Here is a 23,085-nt window from a genome sequence, read left to right on the forward strand (position 1 = left end):
AGGAATACACAATGTCCAAGCAAAAAATCCGCATCCGCCTGAAGGCGTTTGACTACAAGCTGATCGACCAGTCGGCTGCTGAAATCGTTGACACTGCCAAGCGCACCGGCGCGATCGTCAAGGGTCCCGTGCCCCTGCCGACACGCATGAAGCGTTTCGACATCCTGCGCTCGCCGCACGTCAACAAGACCAGCCGCGACCAGTTCGAAATCCGCACTCACCAGCGCCTGATGGACATCGTTGACCCGACTGACAAGACGGTTGACGCTCTGATGAAGCTGGACCTGCCCGCAGGCGTGGACGTCGAGATCAAGCTGCAATAAGAACTTCACGGCCCCTTGCGGGGCCGTTGAAGGGCTTTGATTTAACGCGAACTTGCTTGAAAAGGCAGTTCGCGTTAAAATTTGGGGCTTCGCCTTTCTTGAGCGAAGTTTTATCAACCTTCTTTCGTGCGCAAGGCCTTGGACATCTGGGGCGGGAGCGCAACGCTGGGCCAATTGCAGTTTCAGCGGCGAAAGTTTTGGAGCAAACAAATGAGTCTGAGCAACTCCCTCGGGTTGCTGGGTCGCAAGGTGGGCATGATGCGTCTGTTCACCGATGACGGGGACGCAGTGCCCGTCACGGTGGTGGATGTGTCCAACAACCGTGTGACTCAGGTCAAAACCCAAGAGAACGATGGCTACGTGGCCCTGCAGGTCACTTTCGGTTCGCGCAAGGCATCTCGCGTGACCAAGCCAGAAGCCGGCCACCTTGCCAAGGCAGGTGTCGAAGCCGGTGAAGTGATGGGTGAATTCCGCGTGACCGAAGAAACCGCTGGCAAGTACGCCGCAGGCTCCGTCCTGCCCGTCGCCGAGCTGTTCTCGGTGGGCCAGAAGGTGGACGTGCAAGGCACTTCCATCGGTAAGGGCTTCGCCGGCACCATCAAGCGTCACAACTTCCGCTCGCAGCGCGCCTCGCACGGCAACAGCCGTTCGCACAATGTTCCCGGTTCCATCTCGATGGCCCAGGATCCAGGTCGCGTGTTCCCGGGCAAGAAGATGACCGGTCACATGGGCGATGAAACCATCACCACCCAAAATCTCGACGTGGTTCGCATTGACGAAGCACGCCAACTGCTCTTGATCAAGGGCGCTGTTCCGGGCTCCAAGGGTGGCTTCGTGACGGTGCGCCCCGCCATCAAGGCCAAAGCTTCCAAGGGAGCGAACTAATGCAGCTCGAACTCCTGAATGAACAAGGCCAGGCCGCATCCAAGTTCGATGCGCCCGAGACTGTTTTCGGTCGTGAATTCAACGAAGACCTCGTCCACCAGATCGTGATCGCCTACCGTGCCAACGCACGTCAGGGCACTCGCGCTCAGAAGGACCGCGAGCAGGTTCGTCACACGACTGCCAAGCCGTTCAAGCAAAAGGGCACCGGCCGTGCTCGTGCCGGTATGTCTTCCTCGCCTCTGTGGCGTGGCGGCGGCCGCATCTTCCCGAATCTGCCTGAAGAAAACTTCACGCAGAAGATCAACAAGAAGATGTACCGCGCCGGTATGGTTGCCATCCTGTCGCAACTGGCCCGCGAAGGCCGTCTGGCCGTGGTGGACTCGCTGAAGCTCGAAAGCCCCAAGACCAAGGTGCTGGCCGACAAGTTCAAGGCCATGAACCTGGAATCGGTCATGGTGATCGCTGAAGAAGTCGACGAGAACCTGTACCTGGCTTCCCGCAATCTGAAGAACGTGTTCGTGGTCGAGCCGCGCTACGCCGACCCCGTGTCGCTGGTGCACTACAAGAAAGTGCTCGTCACCAAGGGTGCGATCGACAAACTCAAGGAGATGTTCGAATGAGCACGCTCAAGTTTGACGAAGGTCGTCTGATGCAGGTGTTGGTTGCTCCCATCGTGTCCGAAAAGGCCACCATGGTTGCCGAGAAGTCCAACGCCGTGACGTTCAAGGTGCTGCAGAGCGCCACCAAGCATGAAATCAAGGCCGCCGTGGAACTGATGTTCAAGGTGGAAGTTGCTGGTGTCTCCGTGGTGAACATCAAGGGCAAGACCAAGCGCTTTGGCAAGACCACTGGCCGCCGCGACCACGTTCGCAAGGCCTACGTGATGCTCAAGCCCGGTCAAGAGCTGAACCTGTCCGGGGAGGCTGCGTAATCATGGCTGTTATCAAGCTCAAACCGACGACCCCCGGCCAACGCGGCACGGTCAAGGTCACGCGTGACCATCTGCACAAGGGTGCAGGTTTCGCCCCCCTGCTGGAGCCTCAGCACCAGAAGTCGGGCCGTAACAACAACGGTCACATCACCACCCGTCACAAGGGCGGTGGCCACAAGCACCACTATCGCGTGGTGGACTTCAAGCGTACCAAGGACGGCATCCCCGCCAAGGTCGAGCGCATTGAGTACGACCCCAACCGTACGGCCCACATCGCTCTGGTGTGCTATGCCGACGGCGAGCGTCGCTACATCATTGCTCCGCGCAACCTGGAAGTCGGCGCAACGATCGTCAGCGGTTCGGAAGCCCCGATCCGCGTGGGCAACACCCTGCCGATCCGCAACATCCCCGTGGGTTCGACCATCCACTGCATCGAACTGAAGATCGGCGCTGGCGCGCAGATCGCCCGTTCGGCAGGTACGTCGGCTACGCTGCTGGCCCGTGAAGGCATCTACGCCCAAGTGCGTATGCGTTCCGGCGAAGTGCGCAAGGTGCACATCGAATGCCGCGCGACCATCGGTGAAGTCGCCAACGAAGAACACAGCCTGCGCCGTCTGGGCAAGGCCGGTGTGAAGCGTTGGATGGGTATTCGCCCGACCGTTCGCGGCGTGGTGATGAACCCTGTCGATCACCCGCACGGTGGTGGTGAAGGCAAGACCGGTGAAGGTCGTCACGCTGTTGACCCATGGGGCAACCTGACGAAGGGCTACCGTACCCGTAACAACAAGCGCACGCAGTCGATGATTGTGTCGCGTCGCAAGAAGTAAAGGGTAGCAAATGACTCGTTCTCTTAAAAAGGGTCCGTTTGTTGACCATCACTTGCTGGCAAAGGCCGAAAAGGCCGTCGCCACCAAGGACAAGAAGCCCGTCAAGACCTGGTCGCGTCGCTCCATGGTTCTGCCCGAGTTCATCGGTCTGACCATCGCCGTGCACAACGGCAAGCAGCACGTGCCCGTGTATGTGACTGACCAGATGGTCGGCCACAAGCTCGGCGAATTCGCGCTGACCCGTACCTTCAAGGGTCACCCGGCGGACAAAAAAGCCAAGAAGTAAGGAATAGAACATGTCTGAAACACGTGCTGTTCTCCGTGGCGTCCGCCTGTCTGTGGACAAGGGTCGCCTGGTCGCGGACCTGATCCGCGGCAAGAAAGTGGACCAAGCCCTGAACATCCTGACGTTCACGCAGAAAAAAGCTGCCGTGATCATCAAGAAGGTGCTCGAGTCCGCCATCGCCAACGCCGAGCACAACGACGGCGCCGACATCGACGAACTGAAGGTCAAGACCATCTTCGTCGAACAAGGCACCACGCTCAAGCGCTTCACCGCGCGTGCAAAGGGCCGCGGCAATCGCATCAGCAAGCCCACGTGCCACGTGTACGTGACGGTTGGCAACTGAAAGGCCTGGGAAGAATATGGGACAGAAAATCCATCCTACCGGCTTCCGCCTGGCTGTTAGCCGCAACTGGGCCAGCCGTTGGTACGCAAGCAACCGTGACTTCGCCGGCATGCTGGCCGAAGACATCAAGGTGCGCGAGTTCCTGAAGGCCAAGCTGAAGAATGCCGCCGTGTCGCGCATCCTGATCGAGCGTCCTGCAAAGAACGCCCGCATCACGATCTTCTCGGCACGTCCTGGTGTCGTGATCGGCAAGAAGGGCGAGGACATCGAGAACCTGAAGAAGGAACTCGCAACCCGTCTGGGCGTGCCCGTGGCTGTGAACATCGAAGAAGTGCGCAAGCCTGAAATCGATGCCAAGCTGATCGCCGATTCGATCTGCCAGCAGCTCGAAAAGCGCATCATGTTCCGCCGCGCCATGAAGCGTGCAATGCAAAACGCCATGCGTCTGGGTGCCCAAGGCATCAAGATCATGTCTTCGGGCCGTCTGAACGGTATCGAAATTGCACGTTGCGAGTGGTATCGCGAAGGCCGTGTGCCACTTCACACACTGCGCGCCGACATCGACTATGGCTTCTCCGAAGCCAAGACGACCTACGGTGTGATCGGTGTGAAGGTCTGGGTCTACAAGGGTGACACGCTGGGTCGTAACGACCTGCCGGCAGCCGAGACCCCCCGCCCCGAAGAAGAACGTCGTCCTCGCGGCCCCCGCCGTGATGGTCGCGGCGATGGTCGTCGTGACGGTGCTGGCCGTGGTGCCCGCCGCCCCGCAGGCGCTAACGCAGCACCTGCTGACGGCAGCGATAAGCCCGCCGGCGCTGGCGCTGATTCCGTTAAGCGCGTTCGCAAGACTGACGCGCCCGCTACAGCAGCGGACGGTAAAGGAGAATAAAGATGCTGCAACCTGCTCGCCGCAAATACCGCAAGGAGCAAAAGGGTCGCAACACCGGTATCGCAACGCGTGGTAACTCCGTTGCTTTCGGTGACTTCGGCCTGAAGTCCACTGACCGTGGTCGCCTGACGGCGCGTCAGATCGAAGCGGCTCGCCGCGCGATCTCGCGTCACGTCAAGCGTGGCGGTCGTATCTGGATCCGCGTGTTCCCGGACAAGCCAATCTCTACCAAGCCCGCAGAAGTGCGTATGGGTAACGGTAAGGGCAACCCCGAGTACTACGTGGCCGAAATCCAGCCCGGCAAGGTGCTCTACGAAATCGTGGGCGTCCCTGAAGAGCTGGCTCGTGAAGCGTTCCGCCTGGCCGCTGCAAAGCTGCCGCTGCGTACGACCTTCGTGTCCCGTCAAATTGGTGCCTAAGGAGAACAACATGACGAAAGCTGCTGAACTCCGCCAAAAAGACGTTGCCGGCCTGGAAGCCGAAGTGAAGTCCCTGCAAAAGGCTCACTTTGGCCTGCGTATGCAAAAGGCTACGCAACAGCTGGGTAACACGAACACGCTGCGTACCACGCGCCGTGACATCGCCCGCGCCAAGACCATCCTTGCTGAAAAGCAAGCTGCCAAGTAATCAGGAAGCCGACATGACGGAAGCTAAAAAATCCCTCAAGCGCACCTTGATTGGCAAGGTGGTCAGCGACAAGCGTGCCAAGACCGTGACGGTCATGGTTGAACGCCGCGTCAAGCACCCGATCTATGACAAGATCATGATCAAGTCCAGCAAGTACCACGCTCACGACGAGCAAGGTGAATACAAGCTGGGCGACGTGGTTGAAATCACGGAAAGCCGCCCGCTGTCCAAGACCAAGAACTGGGTTGCTACCCGCTTGGTGCAAAAGGCTGCTCTGGTGTAAGCCTACACAGGCCCACCGGCTGCAAGGCCACAGGAAACGACCCACAATGTGGGTCGTTTTTTCGTTTGGGGACCACCATTTCGGCGGCCCCCGGTTTTGCACCACAAAGGAGATAGAGATGATCAAAGTCGGAGATGCCCTGCCCGCTGCCACCCTGATGGAATACGTGGAAGTCGAAGGCAATGGCTGCAGCATCGGCCCCAACCCCGTGAAGCTGCCCGAAGCCGCTGCCGGCAAGACCATCGCGGTCTTCGCCGTGCCCGGCGCATTCACTCCCACCTGCTCGGCCAAGCATGTGCCCGGCTTCGTGGAGCAGGCCGAAGCCTTCAAGGCTGCCGGCGTGGACGAGATCTGGTGCCTGTCGGTCAACGACGCCTTCGTGATGGGCGCGTGGGCCCGTGACCAGAAGACCGACGGCAAGGTGCGCATGCTGGCCGACGGCGATGCCGCCTTCGCCAAGGCCACCGGCCTGACGCTGGACCTGAACGGCAAGGGCCTGGGCCTGCGCAGCAACCGCTACTCCATGCTGGTCAAGGACGGCAAGGTCGCCACGCTGAACGTGGAAGGCCCTGGCAAGTTCGAAGTCAGCGACGCTGCCACCCTGCTGGGCCAGGCCAAGGCCTGATCCTGATCGTGCTGCAGGCCTGCCGGGCCTGGGCACCGCGCTTTTGCGAAAAAAGGCATTGCACCCAGGTGCAATGCCTTTTTGTGTTTCAGGGGGCTGCCTCAGCCGGGCCTAGAAGATATCGGCCTTGAGGTAATGCGCCCCTGCGATGGGGTTGTGATAGTAGGGCGGGATTTCCTGGAAGCCCAGGTCCGTGTAGAGGGCGCGCGCCGACTCCATGTCGTCCAGCGTGTCCAGCAGCACATGGTCATAGCCGGCCTGGCGCGCCACATCGAGCATGGCCTCGGCGAGCTGGCGGCCCAGGCCGAAACCGCGAAAGGCCTTGCGCACGAACAGGCGCTTCATCTCGGCGGCGTTGGCGTAATCGCAGTTGTCCAGCGGACGCAAGGCGCAGCAGCCGGCCACGGCGCCATCGACCTTGGCCAGCAGGATGTGGCCGCGCGGCGATGCGTAGTCGCCAGGCAGATCGGCGATCTCGGCCTCGAAATCTTGAAATTGCAGATCGACATCCAGGCTTGCGGCGTACTCCTGGAAGATCTGGCGGACTTCGTCCATGTCTTCCAGGGGATTCGGCGCCAGCAAGGCGACAGCAGGCTTGTCCACGGGCACTTGGCTAAAACGACGGAAAACGCAGTGTAGCGGCAAGCTGGCAACATCTGGCCACGCCGTCAGAAAGCACCCCCCAGCTGCTGCACCCACCATGCGGCGGCCCCCGCCACCAACGCCAGGACCAAGGCCAACAGGCGGCTGGCTGCCGTGTCGCGCGAAGAGGGCAGGGGTTCGGGCAAGTGCTTGTCTCCTGTCACCATGGCGCGCACCAGGCCCCGTCCGCGCCAGGCATAGAAAAGGATGGCCAACAGGTGCAGGGCCACCAGCGCGTACAGCAGATACTGCCCCCAGTGCGCGTGGTATGCGGTGGCCTGTGCCACGGTGTCGCCCGATACAAAGCGGCCCAGCGGCCCGGAGAACGCAATCTCGTCGTCGCTGAGCAACCCGCTGCCCACCTGGGCGATCAGCACGGCCAGCATGGCAAACACGGACAGGGCGCCCAGCGGGCTGTGGCCTGCGCTGTCGCTCTCCGTTCCTTGTCCCCGCACATGGCGCAGCACGGTGGCCGGCGCGTGGATGAAGCTGGCAAAGCGCGACCAGCGGCCGCCCACCAGGCCCCAAAGCAGGCGAAACAGCAGCAGGGCCAGCATGGCATGGCCCAGCAGCAGATGCCAGTTCATGGCATTGCCGCCCAGCTTGGCCGTCACGACCAGGCCGACCACCGTTGCGGCCAGCAGCCAGTGAAACAGCCGGGTGGGCAGGTCCCAGATGCGGACCTTGTGCTTGGCGGCGCCTTGTGCGGTCGATTCTTGTGCCATGGCATGAAAGCTGGGATGGGGATGGGGATGGGGCATTGTGCCGCCCCGCATTCCTGCGAGGACCAGGAATGCACCCTAGCCGTGGTCAATCAAAGCGGCGCCGGCAAGACGCCGCTGCCATACTGGCCCGGCAGATTTCCCCACACTCCCAAAGGAAAACCACGATGAAGAAAGTTTCTGCATGGGCGCTGGCCGCCCTGGTGGCCGCCACGGCGCTGCCCGCGTCCGCACAGTTCGCCAAGTCCGAAGACGCCATCAAGTACCGCCAGGGCGCGCTCGCCGTGCTGGGCCAGCACTTCGGGCGCCTGGGCGCCATGGCGAACGGAAAGATCCCCTTCGATGCCAAGGCAGCCCAGGAAAACGCCGAGGTGGTGGCCTTCATGGCCAAGCTGCCTTGGGCCGCGTTCGGCGCGGGCACGGAAGGTGGAAAGGCCAAGCCTGAAATCTGGAAGGAGCAGGCCAAGTTCCAGGACCTGTCGGAGAAGATGCAGGCCGAGACGGTCAAGCTCGCGGCTGCGGCCAAGTCCGGCAACCTGGACCAGCTCAAGGCCGCCTTCGGCCCGGCCGCCGCCAGCTGCAAGGCCTGCCACGACAGCTTCCGCAGCCGTTGAGCGGCGGGCGGAGGATGCACCAATGAAAAACCGGCCTGGTGCCGGTTTTTTTGTGCCCTGGTCTGCGCTGTATCAGGCCTCGGCGAGCAGCTTCTCGATCAGCCGATGCAACTCCGCGAAGTCAGGTGCGCCCACATAGCGCTTCACGATGTCGCCGCGCTTGTTGACGATGTAGGTGGTGGGAGTCAGTTGCACATCGCCCCATGCCCGGGCCACGGCGCCGGTGTTGTCCAGCGCGACCTTGAAAGGCAGCTTGCGCGAATCGGCGAAGTTCACCACATAGCTGGGCGGGTCGTAGCTCATGGCCACGGCCAGGGTCTCGAAGCCCTGGCTCTGGAATTTCTGGTGGGTGGCAACGATCTCGGGCATCTCGGCCACGCAGGTGGTGCAGCTGGTGGCCCAGAAATTCACCAAGGTCACCTTGCCCTTGAGGTCGGCCGTGGTCTGCTTGCTGCCGTCCAGCAGCACGAAGGTGGACTGCGGCGCGGCCGTTTGGCCGGCACCCGAATACACCCATGCGCCCATGCCGGCGGCTGCGGCGATCACCACGCCTGCGATCCAATGTTTGCTTGCCATAGCGACGATTGTGCCCAAAGTTGCGCCCGAAGGCCTGCACGCATGCCGTGCACCGCCTTTCGATGCGCGGCAAGGGCAAAAGTTCGGGGCTCGGACAGGTCGGGCCATGCCGATAATGCCGGCATGACATTGATGGAAAGCTTTTCGAAAGCAAAGGGCCGCGCTCTGGCCCTGCGGCTCGGCGCCGCGATGCTGGTGTTGGCGCCCCTGGCCGCCTGCAGTCCCAGGCTGGATTGGCGGCAGGTCGCGGTCGAAGGCACGCCGCTGCGCGTGCTCTTGCCCTGCGATCCGCAATCCGCAACACGGCCGGTGGAGCTGGGCCAGGGCATGGGCACGGTGCAGATGTCCATGATGGGATGCGATGCCGATGCGTCGACCTACGCGGTGTCCCACTTCCTGGTCAGCGAGCCGTCCAGAGCCGCCGAGATGCTGTCGTACTGGCAGGCAGCCGTGCTCGGCCAGATGAACCCGGGTGCTCCGGGGCAGGCACCGGCAGGCGCCAAGCAACTGCGCTCCAAGGAAGATGGCCCTTTCCTGCCTGCAGGCGCACTGAATCTGCCGCAGTCGCTGCGCACCACGTTTGAAGGCGTGGGGCCCCAGGGCTGGAAGCTCACCGCCCATGGCGTGTGGTTTGCACGAATGGAGCCGGCAGGCGCACGCCTCTACCATGCCGTGATCTACAGCGACAAGCCGCGCACAGACGAGGCCAACAACTTCTTCGCCAGCCTGCAACTGCAATAGCAACGGCAACAGGTTTCGGAGCCACGGATGCGGGAGGCAGCTGTGGCATGGAACGCAGTGCAGGCGCGCCGGTTGCCCTGCATGCGCCTGCGCACGCCATAATCGACTCCGAACCCTGTGACTTCATGACCACGCGCATCCTTTTGTTCACCCACGCACCTTTGGCCCATGCACTGCGCGAATGCGCCTTGCATGTGTTCGCCGACAGTGCCGAGGACGTCCTTGCCCTGGATGTGCCCGCTCAGGAGCCGCCCGAGGCCACCCTGATGCGTGCCGAGCAGTTGCTCGAGGACCATGGCGGCCTGGTGGCGCTGCCCACGCTGGTGCTGACCGACCTCTTTGGCGCGACGCCCTGCAACGTGGCGCAGCGCCTTGTGGCGCAGCTGCCTGCGGGGCGACTGGTGGCCGGAGTGAACTTGCCCATGCTGCTGCGCTCCATAGGCTATCGCCACGAGGCGCTGGAAACCGTGGCCGAGCGTGCCTTGGCGGGAGGCAGCCATGGGGTGATGCAGGTGGGCGTGAACACGCCTCAGAACCAGAGTCCGCGACCATCCAATGATCAAGACCCCTATAACCATCAGCAATAAACTGGGCCTGCATGCCCGCGCCTCCGCCAAGCTCACCAAGCTTGCAGGCAGCTTTCCCTGCGAAGTCTGGATGAGCAAGGGCGAGCGGCGCATCAACGCCAAGAGCATCATGGGCGTGATGATGCTGGCTGCCGGCATGGGCTCCGAGGTGCTGCTGGAAACCGAAGGACCGCAGGAGCAGGAAGCCATGGATGCGCTGACGGCCCTGATCAACGACAAATTTGGCGAAGGCCAGTGATGGGCCTCCGCCGCGCTGGCAGACGGTGAGCGCAAAAGAGCAACACGCGCCGGGCCCGGACGCTGCCGCATTGCGACGGCCCGGGGCCTGCGCAGCAGCAGGCAAAGGACAGGCGCAATGACGTTTGCAATCCACGGACTGGCCGTTTCACGGGGCATTGCGATAGGACGCGCGGTGGTGGTGGCCTCCAGCCGAATGGAGGTGGTGCACTACTTCATCCGGCCCGACCAGGTGGACGCGGAAATCGACCGCGCCCGCAGCGCACGCAACGCCGTCATCGACGAGCTGCGCCGTCTGCAGGATGAAATGCCCCAGGACGCGCCGGGCGAGCTCGATGCCCTGCTCGACGTCCACCTGCTGCTGTTGCAGGACGAGGCCCTGGCCGCCGCCATCAAGCACTGGATTTCCGATCGTCTCTACAACGCCGAATGGGCGCTGACCACGCAGCTCGAGGTCGTCTCGCGCCAGTTCGACGAGATGGAGGACGAGTATCTGCGCGAGCGCAAGGCCGACCTGGAGCAGGTGGTCGAGCGCATCCTGCGCTACATGAAGGGCATGGCCAGCCCCGTGCCCGCGCCTGCCGCGCTGCCGCGAGCCGATGCAACGGGGGAGGGCGCGCCGCAGCAGCCGCTGCTGCTCGACGAAGTCACCGATGTGCCCCTGGTCCTGGTGGCGCAGGACCTGTCGCCAGTGGACATGCTGCAGTTCAAGAGCCGGCTGTTTGCCGGCTTCATCACGGCCGTGGGCGGGCGGACCTCGCACACGGCCATCGTGGCGCGCAGCATGGACATCCCGGCCGTGGTCGGCGCGCGCGCGGCCAGCCAGCTGATCCGCCAAGACGACTGGATCATCATCGATGGCAACGCAGGCGTCGTCATCGTCGATCCTTCTCCCATCATCCTGGCCGAATATGGCTTTCGCCAGCGCCAGAACGAGCTGGAGCGCGAGCGCCTCTCACGCCTGCGCCACACGCCCGCGCTGACGCTGGACGGAGAGCGCATCGAGTTGCTGGCCAATATCGAGCAGCCCGGCGACGGGCCTGCGGCCGTGCATGCAGGCGCCGTGGGCGTGGGGCTGTTCCGCACGGAATTCCTGTTCATGGGGCGCGGCGGCAACCTGCCCGGTGAGGAGGAGCAGTACCGCGCCTACCGCGAGGCCGTGGACGGCATGCAGGGCATGCCCGTGACCATTCGCACGCTGGACGTGGGCGCCGACAAGCCGCTGGACAAGGCACAGCCGAAGGATTACTACCTGAACCCCGCGCTGGGTCTGCGCGCCATCCGCTGGAGCCTGGCTGACCCGGCCATGTTCCGCACGCAGTTGCGCGCCATCCTGCGTGCGGCGGCGCATGGGCAGATCCATCTGCTGTTTCCCATGCTGGCCCACCAAAGCGAGATCGAGCAGACCCTGGCCCAGGTGCGGCTGGCGCAAAGCGAACTCGACGCGCGAGGCGTGGCCCATGGCCCGGTCAAGCTGGGCGCCATGATCGAAGTGCCTGCGGCCGCGCTGATCGTGCGCACTTTTTTGCGTTACTTCGACTTCCTGTCGATCGGCACCAACGACCTCATCCAGTACACGCTGGCCATCGACCGCGCCGACGAGACCGTGGCCCATCTCTATGACCCCTTGCATCCCGCCGTGCTCAAGCTGGTGGCGGACGTGATCGCCGAAGGAAGGGCGCAGGGCAAGAGCGTCTGTGTCTGCGGGGAGACCGCCGGGGATGTGGGCATGACGCGCCTGCTGCTCGGCCTGGGTCTGCGCAGCTTTTCCATGCATCCGGCGCAGATACTGGTCGTCAAGCAGGAAATCTTGCGCGCCGACACACGCAAGCTGACTGCCTGGGCGCAGGAAGTCCTCCGCTCGGACAGTCCCGCAGCGCTGCTGGGACCATGAATTCATGCAGGCGAGGATGCGCAGAAAAAAAGATTTGCAGCTTTAGTTGCGATTGATTCTCATTCGATGCTATGATCAGCCCCAATGCAGCAAGAAACTCTCTGGTGGGGAATTCGAGCTGCAAGCCTTTTTCAGTTTCATCGTGGGGCGACTCGCCAGGCCTGTTCAGCCTGCAGCAAGTCGGTTTGCCAGCCAGCGGTCTGCCGGTTAGCCAGGCTTTTTTTCTACGATGTCAGAAGAGGCAACATCGCCTCCAATTCAAGCAGAGCATGCGTCAGCGGCTCTGCTTTTTTGTTGCCTGCGCGTCTTGATGTGCCGTCATGCGGCCATGAAAAAGCCCTCGGCAGCAGGGCTGGCGAGGGCTGGGCATTGAGGGCCGCCTGGGTGCGGCGAGCTCAAACGCCTGCGGCGTGTGCCTGCTGATCCGCGTGGTAGCTGGAGCGCACCATGGCGCCCACGGCGGCGTGCGTGAAGCCCATCTTGTAGGCTTCTTCCTCGAACATCTTGAAGGTGTCGGGGTGCACGTATCGGCGCACCGGCAGGTGGCTGTTGCTGGGCGCCAGGTACTGGCCGATGGTCAGCATGTCGATGTCATGGGCGCGCATGTCGCGCATCACCTGCAGGATTTCCTCGTCGGTCTCGCCCAGGCCCACCATGATGCCGCTCTTGGTCGGAACCTTGGGGTGCAAGGCCTTGAACTTCTTGAGCAGGTTCAGCGAGAACTGGTAGTCCGAGCCGGGACGCGCTTCCTTGTACAGGCGTGGTGCGGTCTCCAGGTTGTGGTTCATCACGTCGGGAGGTGCGGCCTTGAGGATTTCCAGTGCACGGTCGTCGCGGCCACGGAAGTCGGGCACCAGGATCTCGATCTGGGTCAGCGGCGAGAGCTCGCGGATGTTCTTGATGCACTCCACGAAATGGCCCGAGCCGCCATCGCGCAGATCGTCGCGGTCCACGCTGGTGATCACCACGTACTTCAGGCGCAGCTCGGCAATCGTCTTGGCCAGATTGAGCGGCTCGTTGGTGTCCAGCGGGTCGGGGCGGCCGTGGCCCACGTCGCAGAACGGGCAGCGGCGCGTGCACTTGTCGCCCATGATCATGAAGGTGGCCGTGCCCTTGCCGAAACATTCGCCGATGTTGGGGCAGGAGGCTTCCTCGCAGACCGTGTGCAGCTTGTTGGCGCGCAGGATGTCCTTGATCTCGTAGAAGCGCGTGGTGGGGCTGCCCGCCTTGACGCGGATCCACTCGGGCTTCTTGAGGGCCTCGCCATGCTCGACCTTGATCGGGATGCGCGAAAGCTTCGCTGCCGCCTTCTGCTTGGCCAGCGGGTTGTACTCGGCTTGGGACTGCGCTTCGCGCACGACGGTGTTGGTGGTCATGGTTCTGGATTCAGGGGGCTAGGCGGCGCTGCAACTGTCGTCCCAGCACGCGCGCGGCTTCGTCCCAGGTTGTCTGAACGCCGATTGTAGAAAGGTCCACCGTTTGCAGTCCTGCATAGCCGCAAGGGTTGATCCGTTCGTAGGGTTCCAGGTCCATGGCGGCATTCAGGGCAACGCCGTGATAGGTGCAATGCCGGCTGACCTTGATGCCCAGGGCTGCAATCTTGCCCAGCCCCGAAAAATCGGGCTGGGGCGCGGGCGAGCCGGGTGCGCGCAGTTGCGGGCGCTGGGCCAGCATGGCGTGGCTGCGAGGATCGTCAAGGCGCACGTAGATGCCGGGGGCGCCTTCCACGCGGTGGCCGGTGATGCCGAAATGCTCCAGCGTGCGGATGACCGCATCTTCGATGCGGAACACGTATTCCTTGACGAAGTAGCCCAGGCGCTGCAGATCCAGCAACGGATAGGCGACCACCTGGCCCGGGCCGTGGTAGGTGACCTGCCCGCCACGGTTGGTTGCGACCACGGGAATGTTGCCAGGGCTCAGCAAGTGGTCACTTTTCCCGGCAAGGCCTTGCGTGAAATGCGGGGCGTGCTCGCAGATCCAGAGCTCGTCGCGCGTGCCGGCATCGCGGCCGCTCGTGAATGCCTGCATGGCCTGCACCGTGGCTTCGTAGTCGGTGCGGCCCAGCAGGCGCAAGTCCAGCGTCTGCGCAAGCTCGGCGGCTGGGGCGCTCAAAGCACCACTTTCACAAGCGGGTGCGAGGTGAACGCCCGGTACAGGTCGTCGAGCTGCTCGCGGCTGGTGGCCGTCACCGTGACGGTGACGCCCAGGTATTTGCCGCTGCTGCTGGGGCGCAACTCGATGGTGCTGGGGTCAAAGGCGGGGTCGAAGCGCTCGGCGATCTGGGTGATTTCATGCACCAGATGCTCGGCCTTGATGCCCATGACTTTGATGGGAAACTGCGACGGGTACTCGATCAACGAGTCCTTGCGCGGGTCCGCGCCCGGCGCGGCTGCTGGTGCGGAGGAGGGGGTGGGGGCGTCGGTCATAGGTGAATCAAGGTTAATCGCTTGGCGTTGGAGGCGATTGTGCGCTATCGTTCGCGGCCATGTCGCAGCCTGGGGCTGCCGCGCCGCCGGTCAACGAAAACTCCACACACAACAAACAAGCTGCCTGCGGTGCGAGGCTGGCGTTGTTGGCCTGCTGCCACACAGCCAGGCTGCCGCCGCCGTTTTGGGCATGCCCGTAACAACCCCTATCGTTCGGCAGGGGTTTTTACTTATAATCAGAGGCTTTGTGAAAAAGTCTTGTCTGGTCTGCGGCCTTTGAGAACTCAATGAAAAACTACGCCGCTGACACAGACGCTGACAGGGAACTTGAGGGCGAGGATTCCGACTTCAAGCCCCTGACCTCCGAGGAGGCTCAGGAGTGGCGCACGCGAAACCCGCAGATGTCTGTGTGGCGCTTCGTGGTGGTCCAGGCGGTGGTTGGCGTGCTGGTGGCACTGGTCGCGTGGCTGGTGACGGGGCGCGCCGAGGTCGGATGGTCGGCTGCCTATGGCGCCTTGTCGGTGGTGCTGCCGGCCGCGCTGTTTGCGCGCGCCGTCGTGCGCAAGAGGCCTGGCGGCGCTGCAGCCGCCATGGTGGGAATTTTTGGCTGGGAACTGGTGAAGCTGGTGCTGTGCATTGCCATGCTGGCGGCTGCACCCAAGCTGGTCCCGGGGCTGAGTTGGCTGGCGCTGCTGGCGGGCTTGGTGATCGTCATGAAAACGTATTGGGTCGCGCTGATAGTGCGGGCCAATGTCCGAAAAACCGATTGATATTTGAAGAGAAGTTGACCGATGGCCGCAGACGCGCACGCACCTACTGCAAGTGAATACATCGTTCACCACCTGCAGCACCTCCAGAACATCAAGCAAAAGTCGATCATCGACTTTTCGGTCATCAACCTGGACTCGATCGTCGTCAGCGCCACGCTGGGCGTGCTGAGCCTGTTCGTGCTGTGGCTTGCCGCGCGCAAGGCCACATCGGGCGTTCCGGGTCGCTTCCAGGCGGCTGTAGAGCTGCTGGTCGAGATGGTGGACAACCAGGCCAAGGCCAACATCCACAACGCGCAAAGCCGCAAGTTCATCGCCCCGCTGGCACTGACCGTGTTCGTCTGGATCTTCATGATGAACGCCATGGACATGCTGCCCGTGGACCTGCTGCCGGTACTGTGGCAGGGCGTCCAGGGTGACTCGCACGCCTACCTGCGTGTCGTTCCCACGGCTGACCTCTCGACCACGCTGGGCCTGTCCTCGGCCGTGCTGATCCTGTGCTTCTTCTACAGCATCAAGATCAAGGGCATGGGCGGCTGGGCCCACGAACTGGTGACCGCTCCGTTCGGCACCAGCAAGAATCCCGTGTTTGCACTGATCCTGGGTGTTATCAACCTGGCCATGCAGATCATTGAATATGTCGCCAAGACGGTTTCGCATGGCATGCGACTGTTCGGCAACATGTACGCTGGTGAGTTGGTGTTCTGTCTGATCGCTCTGATGGGCGGTGCGGCTGCCATGTCGCTTTCCGGTGTGTTGCTCCCCTTGGGGCACATCATTGCAGGCTCTATCTGGGCGATCTTCCACATTCTGATCATCACCCTGCAGGCCTTCATTTTCATGATGCTGACGCTGATCTATCTCGGCCAGGCACATGAAGCCCACTGACCATTTCCTTTCCCTCTCAACCTTTCTCTTTCTTTAATCTCAGGAGTCATCATGGAAAACATTCTCGGTCTCGTCGCTCTGGCTTGTGGTCTGATCGTTGGTCTGGGCGCTATCGGCGCTTCGATCGGTATCGCCCTGATGGGTGGCAAGTTCCTGGAATCGTCGGCACGTCAGCCTGAGCTGATCAACGAACTGCAAACCAAGATGTTCATCTTGGCCGGTCTGATCGACGCTGCCTTCCTGATCGGTGTTGCTATCGCTCTGCTGTTCGCTTTCGCCAACCCCTTCGTCCTGGCCTAAGCTCCGATCAACGCCCTAGATAGAAAGGTGTTGCCGTGAGTATCAACGCGACCCTGTTCGTCCAGGCCATCGTTTTCCTGATCCTGGTGCTGTTCACGATGAAGTTCGTGTGGCCCCCGATCGCGAAGGCGCTGGATGAACGAGCTCTGAAAATCGCCGATGGCCTCGCTGCTGCCGACAAGGCCAAGACTGACCTGGCCGCCGCCAACAAGCGCGTCGAGCAGGAACTGGCCCAGACGCGCAACGAAACGGCATCGCGGCTTGCGGACGCCGAACGCCGTGCCCAGGCCATCATCGAAGAAGCCAAGGCCCGTGCCTCCGAAGAAGGCAACAAGATTGTTGCTGCTGCCCGCGCCGAGGCCGAGCAGCAGACAGTCCAGGCCCGTGAAGCCCTGCGCGAGCAAGTGGCTGCGCTGGCCGTCAAGGGCGCCGAGCAGATCCTGCGCAAGGAAGTGGATGCCGGCGTCCATGCCGACCTGCTGAACCGCCTGAAGACCGAGCTGTAAGGAAGAGCAAACATGGCAGAACTCGCCACCATTGCCCGTCCTTACGCAGATGCCCTGTTCAAGGCCAGCACCCAGCAGGGTGCTGACCTGTCCGGCACTGTTGCCTGGGCGGAGGAATTGGCGGCGATTGCCGCCAATCCGCAATTGCGCCAGCTGGCCGACGACCCCAAGGTGACCGACGAACAACTGTTCGACGTCATCAGCGGCGTGGCCGGCTCGGCATTGCCCGATGCCGCTCGCAACTTTCTGCGCGTCATCATTGAAAACGGCCGACTGCAAGCCCTGCCAGAAGTGGCGGCCCAGTTTCGCAGCCTCGTGAACCGCGCCGGTGGCTCGTCCGACGCCGTGGTTCAAAGCGCTTTTCCCATAGATGCTGCCGCTCTGGCTGCCCTCGGGACTTCTCTGGAGAAGCGTTTCGGCCGAAAGCTGAACCTGTCGGTGCAGCAAGATCAGTCCCTGATCGGTGGCATCCGCGTCGTGGTGGGTGATGAAGTTCTTGACACGTCCGTCAAGGCCCGCCTGGAACAAATGAAAGCGGCCCTCATTGCGTAACAACGCGACTGAGGTCTCGGCTAACCAAAGCTAAAGAAGGAAAGAGTCATGCAACTCAATCCCGCAGAAATTTCTGAACTGATCAAGAGCCGCATCGAGGGTCTGGCTGGCAGCAGCGACATCCGTAACGAAGGCACCGTGGTTTCGGTGACCGACGGTATCGTGCGCGTGCACGGCCTGTCGGACGTGATGCAAGGCGAAATGCTGGAATTCCCCGCAGGCAAGGATGGCCAGCCCTCCTTCGGCCTGGCGCTGAACCTCGAGCGCGACTCCGTCGGCGCCGTGATTCTGGGCGAGTACGAGCACATCTCCGAAGGCGACACCGTCAAGTGCACGGGCCGCATTCTGGAAGTGCCCGTCGGCCCCGAACTCATCGGCCGCGTGGTCAACGCCCTGGGTCAGCCGATTGACGGCAAGGGCCCGATCAACGCCAAGATGACGGACGTGATCGAGAAGGTCGCTCCCGGCGTGATCGCACGCCAGTCCGTGGACCAGCCCCTGCAGACCGGCATCAAGTCCATCGACTCGATGGTGCCCGTCGGCCGTGGCCAGCGCGAACTGATCATCGGTGACCGCCAGACCGGCAAGACCGCCGTGGCCATCGACGCCATCATCAACCAGAAGGGTCAGGGCGTTACCTGCATCTACGTTGCGATCGGCCAGAAGGCTTCCTCGATCAAGAACGTGGTGCGTGCCCTGGAGCAGGCCGGCGCGATGGAATACACCATCGTCGTGGCTGCCACCGCTTCCGAATCCGCTGCCATGCAGTACGTGTCGGCCTACTCCGGCTGCACGATGGGCGAGTACTTCCGCGACCGCGGCGAAGACGCCCTGATCGTCTATGACGACCTGTCCAAGCAAGCCGTGGCCTACCGCCAGGTTTCGCTGCTGCTGCGCCGTCCCCCAGGCCGCGAAGCCTTCCCCGGCGACGTGTTCTATCTCCACAGCCGCCTGCTCGAACGTGCAGCCCGCGTGAATGCCGACTACGTCGAAGCCTTCACCAAGGGTGAAGTCAAGGGCAAGACGGGTTCGCTGACGGCTCTGCCCATCATCGAAACCCAGGCCGGTGACGTGTCGGCCTTCGTGCCCACGAACGTGATCTCGATCACGGACGGCCAGATCTTCCTGGAAACCAGCCTGTTCAACGCCGGTATCCGCCCCGCCATCAACGCCGGTATCTCGGTGTCGCGCGTCGGTGGTGCTGCACAGACCAAGCTGGTCAAGGGCCAGTCCGGCGGTATCCGTACCGACCTGGCGCAATACCGTGAGCTGGCTGCCTTCGCGCAGTTCGCCTCCGACCTGGACGAAGCCACCCGCAAGCAGCTGGACCGCGGTGCCCGCGTGACCGAACTGCTCAAGCAGGCCCAGTACAGCCCCCTGTCCACCGCTTTGATGGGCGCTTCGCTGTTCGCAGTGAACAAGGGCTACATGGACGACATCCAGGTCAAGCAAGTGCTGGCTTTCGAGTCTGGTCTGCACCAGTTCCTGAAGACCAGCCACGGCGCCCTGATCGACAAGCTGAACGCTTCCAAGGCCATGGACAAGGATTCCGAAGCCGAATTGAACGCCGCCATCGCTGCGTTCAAGAAGTCGTTCGCTTAAACCGGACGAGGAGCCATCATGGCAGCAGGTAAGGAAATTCGCGGCAAGATCAAATCGGTGGAAAACACCAAGAAGATCACCAAAGCCATGGAAATGGTGGCCGCATCCAAGATGCGCAAGGCGCAGGAACGGATGCTGGCTGCACGCCCGTACAGCGAAAAGATCCGCAACATTGCAGTCCATCTTGGCCAAGCCAACCCCGAGTACGTGCACCCGTTCATGCAAGTGAACGGTGATGCAAAGACAGCCGGCGTCATCGTGGTGACGACGGACAAGGGGTTGTGCGGCGGCATGAACACCAACGTGTTGCGTGCTGTCACGGCCAAGCTGCGGGAGCTGCAGGATCAAGGCGTGTCGGCAGAAGCAGTGGCCATTGGCAACAAGGGTCTGGGCTTTCTGAACCGTGTCGGCGCCAAGGTGGTTTCGCACGCGACGGGTCTGGGCGATACGCCCCATCTGGAAAAGCTGATCGGCCCTGTGAAGGTGCTGCTCGATGCATATGCAGCGGGCAAGCTGAGCGCGGTGTACCTGAGCTACACCAAGTTCATCAACACCATGAAGCAGGAATCGGTGGTGGAGCAGTTGCTGCCCCTGTCGTCCGAGAGCATGCAGGCCGAGAAGACGTCTGGCCATAGCTGGGACTACATCTACGAACCCGACGCGCAGTCCGTGATCGACGAGCTGCTCGTGCGTTACGCAGAGTCCCTGGTCTACCAAGCTGTCGCGGAAAACATGGCGTCCGAGCAATCGGCGCGCATGGTGGCCATGAAGGCCGCTACCGACAACGCAGGCAGCGTCATTGGCGAGTTGAAGCTGGTCTACAACAAGACGCGCCAGGCAGCGATCACGACCGAGCTGTCGGAAATCGTGGCTGGCGCCGCTGCTGTGTAAAGCAGCTCAACAGACAAACTAATTGGAGCAAAAAATGGCTCAAGTGCAAGGCAAGATTGTTCAATGTATTGGCGCTGTGGTGGACGTCGAGTTCCCCCGCAACGCAATGCCCAAGGTGTTCGATGCCCTGAAGCTCGACGGCTCGGCCCTGACGCTGGAAGTGCAGCAACTGCTGGGTGACGGCGTTGTGCGTACCATCGCCCTGGGTTCGTCCGACGGTCTGCGTCGCGGCCTGATGGTGTCCAACACCGGCAACCCCATCACCGTGCCCGTGGGCAAGGCGACGCTGGGTCGCATCATGGACGTGCTGGGCAACCCCATCGACGAACGCGGTCCCGTGGATCAGGCGCTGACGGCTCCCATCCACCGCAAGGCACCGGCTTATGACGAGCTGTCGCCTTCGCAGGAACTGCTGGAAACCGGCATCAAGGTGATCGACCTGATCTCGCCCTTCGCCAAGGGCGGCAAGGTGGGTCTGTTCGGTGGCGCCGGTGTGGGCAAGACCGTGAACATGATGGAACTCATCAACAACATCGCCAAGGGCCACGGTGGTCTGTCGGTGTTCGCCGGTGTGGGTGAACGTACCCGCGAAGGCAATGACTTCTATCACGAAATGTCGGACGCCGGCGTGGTCAACCAGGAGTCGCTGAACGACTCCAAGGTGGCCATGGTCTACGGCCAGATGAACGAACCCCCGGGCAACCGTCTGCGCGTGGCGCTGACCGGCCTGACCATGGCCGAAGCCTTCCGTGACGAAGGCAAGGACGTGCTGTTCTTCGTGGACAACATCTACCGCTACACGCTGGCCGGTACCGAAGTGTCCGCTCTGCTGGGTCGCATGCCTTCCGCCGTGGGCTACCAGCCCACGCTGGCCGAGGAAATGGGCCGCCTGCAAGAGCGCATCACCTCGACCAAGGTCGGTTCGATCACTTCCATCCAGGCCGTTTACGTGCCCGCCGATGACTTGACCGACCCCTCGCCTGCCACGACGTTCGCCCACTTGGATTCGACCGTGGTGCTGTCGCGTGACATCGCTTCGCTGGGTATCTACCCCGCCGTCGATCCGCTGGACTCCACCAGCCGCCAGCTGGACCCCCAAGTCGTGGGTGAAGAGCACTACAAGGTGGCCCGCGAAGTGCAGGGCACGCTGCAGCGCTACAAGGAACTGCGCGACATCATCGCCATTCTGGGCATGGACGAGCTGGCTCCCGAAGACAAGCTGACCGTGGCCCGCGCCCGCAAGATCCAGCGTTTCCTGTCGCAGCCTTTCCACGTGGCCGAAGTGTTCACTGGCGCTCCCGGCAAGTACGTGTCGCTGGCTGAAACCATCCGTGGTTTCAAGATGATCTGCGCTGGCGAGTGCGATCACCTGCCCGAGCAGGCCTTCTACATGGTTGGCACCATCGACGAAGCCTTCGAGAAGGCCAAGAAACTGGCGGCTTGAGCCTGCGGCACCCCCTGAGCGACTGCGTCGCTTCCCCCTCTCTACCCGCTTCGCGGGGGAGGGGGACGACACCCTCGCAGCGGGGCGGCCCTTGCTCGGTGTCCCCGATCTGGGCCCTGCCGGTTCCAAGTTCCAGTCCCACCTTTTCTGAGGAGCAAAGATGAACACCATCCACGTTGATGTGGTCAGTGCCGAAGAGTCCATCTTCTCCGGTGAAGCGCGCTTTGTCGCCCTGCCCGGTGAATCCGGCGAACTGGGCATTTTTCCCCGCCACACTCCGCTGATCACGCGCATCAAGCCCGGCTCGGTGCGTATCGAGATGGCGGACGGCAGCGAAGAGTTCGTCTTCGTGGCCGGCGGCATCCTGGAAGTGCAGCCCAACTGTGTGACCGTGCTGTCCGACACCGCCATCCGCGGTGCCGACCTGGACGCCGAGAAGGCCGAGAAGGCCAAGCTCGAAGCCGAGGAAGCACTGAAGAACGCCAAGAGCGAAGTCGATCTGGCGCGTGCCCAGTCCGAGCTGGCCGTCATGGCCGCTCAGATCGCGGCCCTGCGCAAGTTCCGCCAAAAGCGCTGAGCCCCATTCGGGCTCCAGCTGCAAGAAAGCCGCCCTCGGGCGGCTTTTTCTTTGGTGCGAAAGGCTGGAAGGCCGGTCACCGGCCCCATGGCTCAGTCGCCGCAGCGGGCCTGGTACACGTAGGTCACGGCATTGTCCTTGGGGTCCACCGTGCGCGACTTGTGCGTCACGGCCTTGGCGGGCACGGGGCACAGGGCGCGGATCTGTTGCTCGCAGCGCTTGGGGTCGTCTTCGCGCAGCTTGCAGCTGAGCACATAGTCATATTCCTGCGAGTCGTCGAGGATGGGGCTTGCGCAGGCGCTCAGGGTCAGCACGGCGGCCAGCAGGCCCAGGCGGGCCAGGGTGTTCTTCATGGTGTGGATGCTCCTTGATGAAATGGCGTGACGCTATCACAGCCTCCGTGCCCGCGATAGCTTGATGAAGGGGGTGGCTCGGCCCGGCCTGCGCAGCCTGCCTGCCTTTCAGTGGTGCTGTATCACGACAGCATCGGGTAGATTGTCGCTGCCATCGTGCACAGGCTGGAGCGGGTCACGCGGAAAGTTGGTTTCAAGCAGCAGGCTCACGCGCTCCAGGGCTGCTGTCATGCCCATGGCGTAATGGCCGCCCTGAAAGGCGGCACCCATGTCGCTGATCAGCGTTTGCCATTGTTCCGCCGGCAGGGTGCGCGCCAGGGCGCGGTCGGCGACGATTTCGATGGCGTGGTCGGCCAGCAGCAGATAGATCAGGGCACCGTTGTTGTGTTCGGTATCCCAGACGCGCAGCTTGCCGAACAGCGTGATGGCGCGCTCGCGCGGCGTGGCGTCGCGCCACAGGTAGCTGGGCGGCAGTCCGGGTTCGACGCAGATGCGAATCTGGCCTGTATGGCGCTGCTCGCTCATGGTGATCAGGCGCTCCAGCTCCGCAAGGCTTTCAGGCGGGAGTGCACGGCGCAACTGCCCTTCTGCCCAATGGTGGCGCAGCAGCCGGAGCAGACGCTGTACAAAGCCTGTGATTGCAGCCGCCATCTCACCAACTCCCCGAGGCGCCGCCGCCCCCGAAACTGCCGCCTCTGCCAGAGCTGAAGCCCCCGCCACCGCTGCGGCCGCCGCCTCCGCCAAAGC

Annotated in this window: 34 protein-coding genes; 26 read left to right on the plus strand and 8 right to left on the minus strand. The window is 62.6% G+C overall.

Annotation, left to right across the window (positions count from 1 at the left end; genetic code table 11):
* The first annotated feature begins 11 nt into the window (after positions 1 to 11).
* The 12 genes from rpsJ (at position 12) to IAE24_RS19985 (ending at position 6,019) form a co-directional block, all read left to right on the plus strand.
* Entirely contained in the window at positions 12 to 323 is a 312-nt protein-coding gene (rpsJ, locus tag IAE24_RS19930) for a 30S ribosomal protein S10 (protein WP_003059431.1), read from the plus strand.
* A gap of 210 nt (positions 324 to 533) precedes the next feature.
* Positions 534 to 1,208, plus strand: coding sequence for a 50S ribosomal protein L3 (gene rplC / locus IAE24_RS19935; RefSeq protein WP_012202329.1), 675 nt, complete (start codon positions 534 to 536; stop codon positions 1,206 to 1,208).
* Positions 1,208 to 1,828: a 50S ribosomal protein L4 gene (gene rplD, locus IAE24_RS19940; protein WP_012202330.1), complete on the plus strand. Its 621-nt coding sequence runs from the start codon at positions 1,208 to 1,210 to the stop codon at positions 1,826 to 1,828. The genes rplC and rplD overlap by 1 nt, the downstream gene beginning before the upstream one ends.
* A complete protein-coding gene (gene rplW / locus IAE24_RS19945; protein WP_012202331.1) occupies positions 1,825 to 2,139 on the plus strand; it encodes a 50S ribosomal protein L23 in 315 nt (104 codons plus the stop codon). The genes rplD and rplW overlap by 4 nt, the downstream gene beginning before the upstream one ends.
* Before the next feature lie 2 nt (positions 2,140 to 2,141).
* Positions 2,142 to 2,966, plus strand: coding sequence for a 50S ribosomal protein L2 (gene rplB / locus IAE24_RS19950; protein ID WP_012202332.1), 825 nt, complete (start codon positions 2,142 to 2,144; stop codon positions 2,964 to 2,966).
* 10 nt (positions 2,967 to 2,976) lie between these two features.
* Positions 2,977 to 3,252 carry a 30S ribosomal protein S19 gene (gene rpsS / locus IAE24_RS19955; RefSeq protein WP_012202333.1) on the plus strand — a complete coding sequence of 92 codons (276 nt, stop codon included), beginning with the start codon at positions 2,977 to 2,979 and terminating at the stop codon, positions 3,250 to 3,252.
* 10 nt (positions 3,253 to 3,262) lie between these two features.
* Positions 3,263 to 3,595, plus strand: coding sequence for a 50S ribosomal protein L22 (rplV, locus tag IAE24_RS19960; RefSeq protein ID WP_012202334.1), 333 nt, complete (start codon positions 3,263 to 3,265; stop codon positions 3,593 to 3,595).
* A 16-nt stretch (positions 3,596 to 3,611) separates the two neighbouring features.
* Positions 3,612 to 4,484 (plus strand): 30S ribosomal protein S3, encoded by an 873-nt coding sequence (gene rpsC, locus IAE24_RS19965; protein WP_012202335.1) that lies wholly within the window; start codon positions 3,612 to 3,614, stop codon positions 4,482 to 4,484.
* 2 nt (positions 4,485 to 4,486) lie between these two features.
* Positions 4,487 to 4,903, plus strand: a complete 417-nt coding sequence (gene rplP / locus IAE24_RS19970) for a 50S ribosomal protein L16 (protein ID WP_012202336.1) — start codon at positions 4,487 to 4,489, stop codon at positions 4,901 to 4,903.
* 10 nt (positions 4,904 to 4,913) lie between these two features.
* Entirely contained in the window at positions 4,914 to 5,111 is a 198-nt protein-coding gene (rpmC, locus tag IAE24_RS19975; RefSeq protein WP_012202337.1) for a 50S ribosomal protein L29, read from the plus strand.
* 13 nt (positions 5,112 to 5,124) lie between these two features.
* On the plus strand, positions 5,125 to 5,394 hold the full coding sequence (gene rpsQ / locus IAE24_RS19980; protein ID WP_012202338.1) for a 30S ribosomal protein S17: 270 nt from the start codon (positions 5,125 to 5,127) through the stop codon (positions 5,392 to 5,394).
* Between the two features lie 118 nt (positions 5,395 to 5,512).
* Positions 5,513 to 6,019: a peroxiredoxin gene (locus IAE24_RS19985; RefSeq protein WP_013800250.1), complete on the plus strand. Its 507-nt coding sequence runs from the start codon at positions 5,513 to 5,515 to the stop codon at positions 6,017 to 6,019.
* Positions 6,020 to 6,130: 111 nt separating this feature from the next.
* Here the strand turns inward: IAE24_RS19985 and IAE24_RS19990 are convergent, their stop codons facing one another.
* Both IAE24_RS19990 and IAE24_RS19995 read right to left on the minus strand, forming a co-directional pair.
* Complete coding sequence (locus IAE24_RS19990; protein ID WP_043780357.1) at positions 6,131 to 6,622, minus strand: GNAT family N-acetyltransferase; 492 nt, start codon at positions 6,620 to 6,622, stop codon at positions 6,131 to 6,133.
* A 65-nt stretch (positions 6,623 to 6,687) separates the two neighbouring features.
* Positions 6,688 to 7,386 carry a cytochrome b/b6 domain-containing protein gene (locus IAE24_RS19995; protein ID WP_043824940.1) on the minus strand — a complete coding sequence of 233 codons (699 nt, stop codon included), beginning with the start codon at positions 7,384 to 7,386 and terminating at the stop codon, positions 6,688 to 6,690.
* Between the two features lie 164 nt (positions 7,387 to 7,550).
* Here IAE24_RS19995 and IAE24_RS20000 point away from each other — a divergent pair, with 164 nt between their 5' ends.
* Positions 7,551 to 7,997, plus strand: coding sequence for a c-type cytochrome (locus IAE24_RS20000; protein ID WP_065346892.1), 447 nt, complete (start codon positions 7,551 to 7,553; stop codon positions 7,995 to 7,997).
* 72 nt (positions 7,998 to 8,069) lie between these two features.
* Here IAE24_RS20000 and IAE24_RS20005 read toward each other — a convergent pair whose 3' ends face one another.
* Positions 8,070 to 8,573, minus strand: a complete 504-nt coding sequence (locus IAE24_RS20005; protein ID WP_043780365.1) for a TlpA disulfide reductase family protein — start codon at positions 8,571 to 8,573, stop codon at positions 8,070 to 8,072.
* Positions 8,574 to 8,696: 123 nt separating this feature from the next.
* Between IAE24_RS20005 and IAE24_RS20010 the strand changes: the two genes are divergently transcribed.
* The 4 genes from IAE24_RS20010 to ptsP all read left to right on the plus strand — a co-directional run bounded on the left by IAE24_RS20010 (position 8,697) and on the right by ptsP (position 12,032).
* A complete protein-coding gene (locus IAE24_RS20010; protein ID WP_170962108.1) occupies positions 8,697 to 9,314 on the plus strand; it encodes a hypothetical protein in 618 nt (205 codons plus the stop codon).
* 125 nt (positions 9,315 to 9,439) lie between these two features.
* Positions 9,440 to 9,901, plus strand: coding sequence for a PTS sugar transporter subunit IIA (locus IAE24_RS20015; protein ID WP_199961535.1), 462 nt, complete (start codon positions 9,440 to 9,442; stop codon positions 9,899 to 9,901).
* Positions 9,870 to 10,139, plus strand: a complete 270-nt coding sequence (locus IAE24_RS20020; RefSeq protein ID WP_012202346.1) for an HPr family phosphocarrier protein — start codon at positions 9,870 to 9,872, stop codon at positions 10,137 to 10,139. The genes IAE24_RS20015 and IAE24_RS20020 overlap by 32 nt, the downstream gene beginning before the upstream one ends.
* 117 nt (positions 10,140 to 10,256) lie before the next feature.
* Complete coding sequence (ptsP, locus tag IAE24_RS20025) at positions 10,257 to 12,032, plus strand: phosphoenolpyruvate--protein phosphotransferase (RefSeq protein WP_012202347.1); 1,776 nt, start codon at positions 10,257 to 10,259, stop codon at positions 12,030 to 12,032.
* 395 nt (positions 12,033 to 12,427) lie between these two features.
* Here ptsP and lipA read toward each other — a convergent pair whose 3' ends face one another.
* The 3 genes from lipA to IAE24_RS20040 are packed head-to-tail and all read right to left on the minus strand — an operon-like array spanning position 12,428 to position 14,458.
* Positions 12,428 to 13,408, minus strand: coding sequence for a lipoyl synthase (lipA, locus tag IAE24_RS20030; RefSeq protein WP_013800257.1), 981 nt, complete (start codon positions 13,406 to 13,408; stop codon positions 12,428 to 12,430).
* A gap of 10 nt (positions 13,409 to 13,418) precedes the next feature.
* A complete protein-coding gene (gene lipB / locus IAE24_RS20035; RefSeq protein ID WP_096914285.1) occupies positions 13,419 to 14,144 on the minus strand; it encodes a lipoyl(octanoyl) transferase LipB in 726 nt (241 codons plus the stop codon).
* A complete protein-coding gene (locus tag IAE24_RS20040) occupies positions 14,141 to 14,458 on the minus strand; it encodes a YbeD family protein (RefSeq protein WP_034397898.1) in 318 nt (105 codons plus the stop codon). The genes lipB and IAE24_RS20040 overlap by 4 nt, the downstream gene beginning before the upstream one ends.
* A 287-nt stretch (positions 14,459 to 14,745) precedes the next feature.
* Between IAE24_RS20040 and IAE24_RS20045 the strand changes: the two genes are divergently transcribed.
* The 9 genes from IAE24_RS20045 (at position 14,746) to IAE24_RS20085 (ending at position 21,985) form a co-directional block, all read left to right on the plus strand.
* Entirely contained in the window at positions 14,746 to 15,228 is a 483-nt protein-coding gene (locus IAE24_RS20045) for an ATP synthase subunit I (RefSeq protein ID WP_012202351.1), read from the plus strand.
* A gap of 21 nt (positions 15,229 to 15,249) precedes the next feature.
* The gene (gene atpB, locus IAE24_RS20050) at positions 15,250 to 16,113 is read left to right on the plus strand and encodes a F0F1 ATP synthase subunit A (protein WP_012202352.1); all 864 of its coding nucleotides are present in this window, start codon (positions 15,250 to 15,252) and stop codon (positions 16,111 to 16,113) included.
* Positions 16,114 to 16,164: 51 nt separating this feature from the next.
* Positions 16,165 to 16,413, plus strand: a complete 249-nt coding sequence (atpE, locus tag IAE24_RS20055; protein WP_011803767.1) for a F0F1 ATP synthase subunit C — start codon at positions 16,165 to 16,167, stop codon at positions 16,411 to 16,413.
* Positions 16,414 to 16,448: 35 nt separating this feature from the next.
* Complete coding sequence (locus IAE24_RS20060) at positions 16,449 to 16,919, plus strand: F0F1 ATP synthase subunit B (RefSeq protein WP_012202353.1); 471 nt, start codon at positions 16,449 to 16,451, stop codon at positions 16,917 to 16,919.
* 12 nt (positions 16,920 to 16,931) lie between these two features.
* Complete coding sequence (locus tag IAE24_RS20065) at positions 16,932 to 17,471, plus strand: F0F1 ATP synthase subunit delta (RefSeq protein ID WP_012202354.1); 540 nt, start codon at positions 16,932 to 16,934, stop codon at positions 17,469 to 17,471.
* 48 nt (positions 17,472 to 17,519) lie between these two features.
* On the plus strand, positions 17,520 to 19,073 hold the full coding sequence (gene atpA, locus IAE24_RS20070) for a F0F1 ATP synthase subunit alpha (protein ID WP_012202355.1): 1,554 nt from the start codon (positions 17,520 to 17,522) through the stop codon (positions 19,071 to 19,073).
* A gap of 18 nt (positions 19,074 to 19,091) precedes the next feature.
* Entirely contained in the window at positions 19,092 to 19,964 is an 873-nt protein-coding gene (gene atpG / locus IAE24_RS20075; protein WP_043824939.1) for a F0F1 ATP synthase subunit gamma, read from the plus strand.
* 34 nt (positions 19,965 to 19,998) lie between these two features.
* The gene (atpD, locus tag IAE24_RS20080) at positions 19,999 to 21,408 is read left to right on the plus strand and encodes a F0F1 ATP synthase subunit beta (RefSeq protein ID WP_012202357.1); all 1,410 of its coding nucleotides are present in this window, start codon (positions 19,999 to 20,001) and stop codon (positions 21,406 to 21,408) included.
* Positions 21,409 to 21,568: 160 nt separating this feature from the next.
* Positions 21,569 to 21,985, plus strand: coding sequence for a F0F1 ATP synthase subunit epsilon (locus IAE24_RS20085; RefSeq protein WP_012202358.1), 417 nt, complete (start codon positions 21,569 to 21,571; stop codon positions 21,983 to 21,985).
* A gap of 92 nt (positions 21,986 to 22,077) precedes the next feature.
* On the opposite strand, the gene IAE24_RS20090 is transcribed toward IAE24_RS20085, so the two are convergent.
* Together IAE24_RS20090 and IAE24_RS20095 are read right to left on the minus strand one after the other, a co-directional pair.
* Positions 22,078 to 22,338 (minus strand): hypothetical protein, encoded by a 261-nt coding sequence (locus IAE24_RS20090; protein WP_012202359.1) that lies wholly within the window; start codon positions 22,336 to 22,338, stop codon positions 22,078 to 22,080.
* Between the two features lie 108 nt (positions 22,339 to 22,446).
* Positions 22,447 to 22,989 (minus strand): TPM domain-containing protein, encoded by a 543-nt coding sequence (locus IAE24_RS20095; RefSeq protein ID WP_012202360.1) that lies wholly within the window; start codon positions 22,987 to 22,989, stop codon positions 22,447 to 22,449.
* Positions 22,990 to 23,085 lie beyond the last annotated feature (96 nt).

Source organism: Delftia sp. S65, from assembly GCF_016516495.1.
Lineage (GTDB): Bacteria > Pseudomonadota > Gammaproteobacteria > Burkholderiales > Burkholderiaceae_C > Comamonas > Comamonas acidovorans.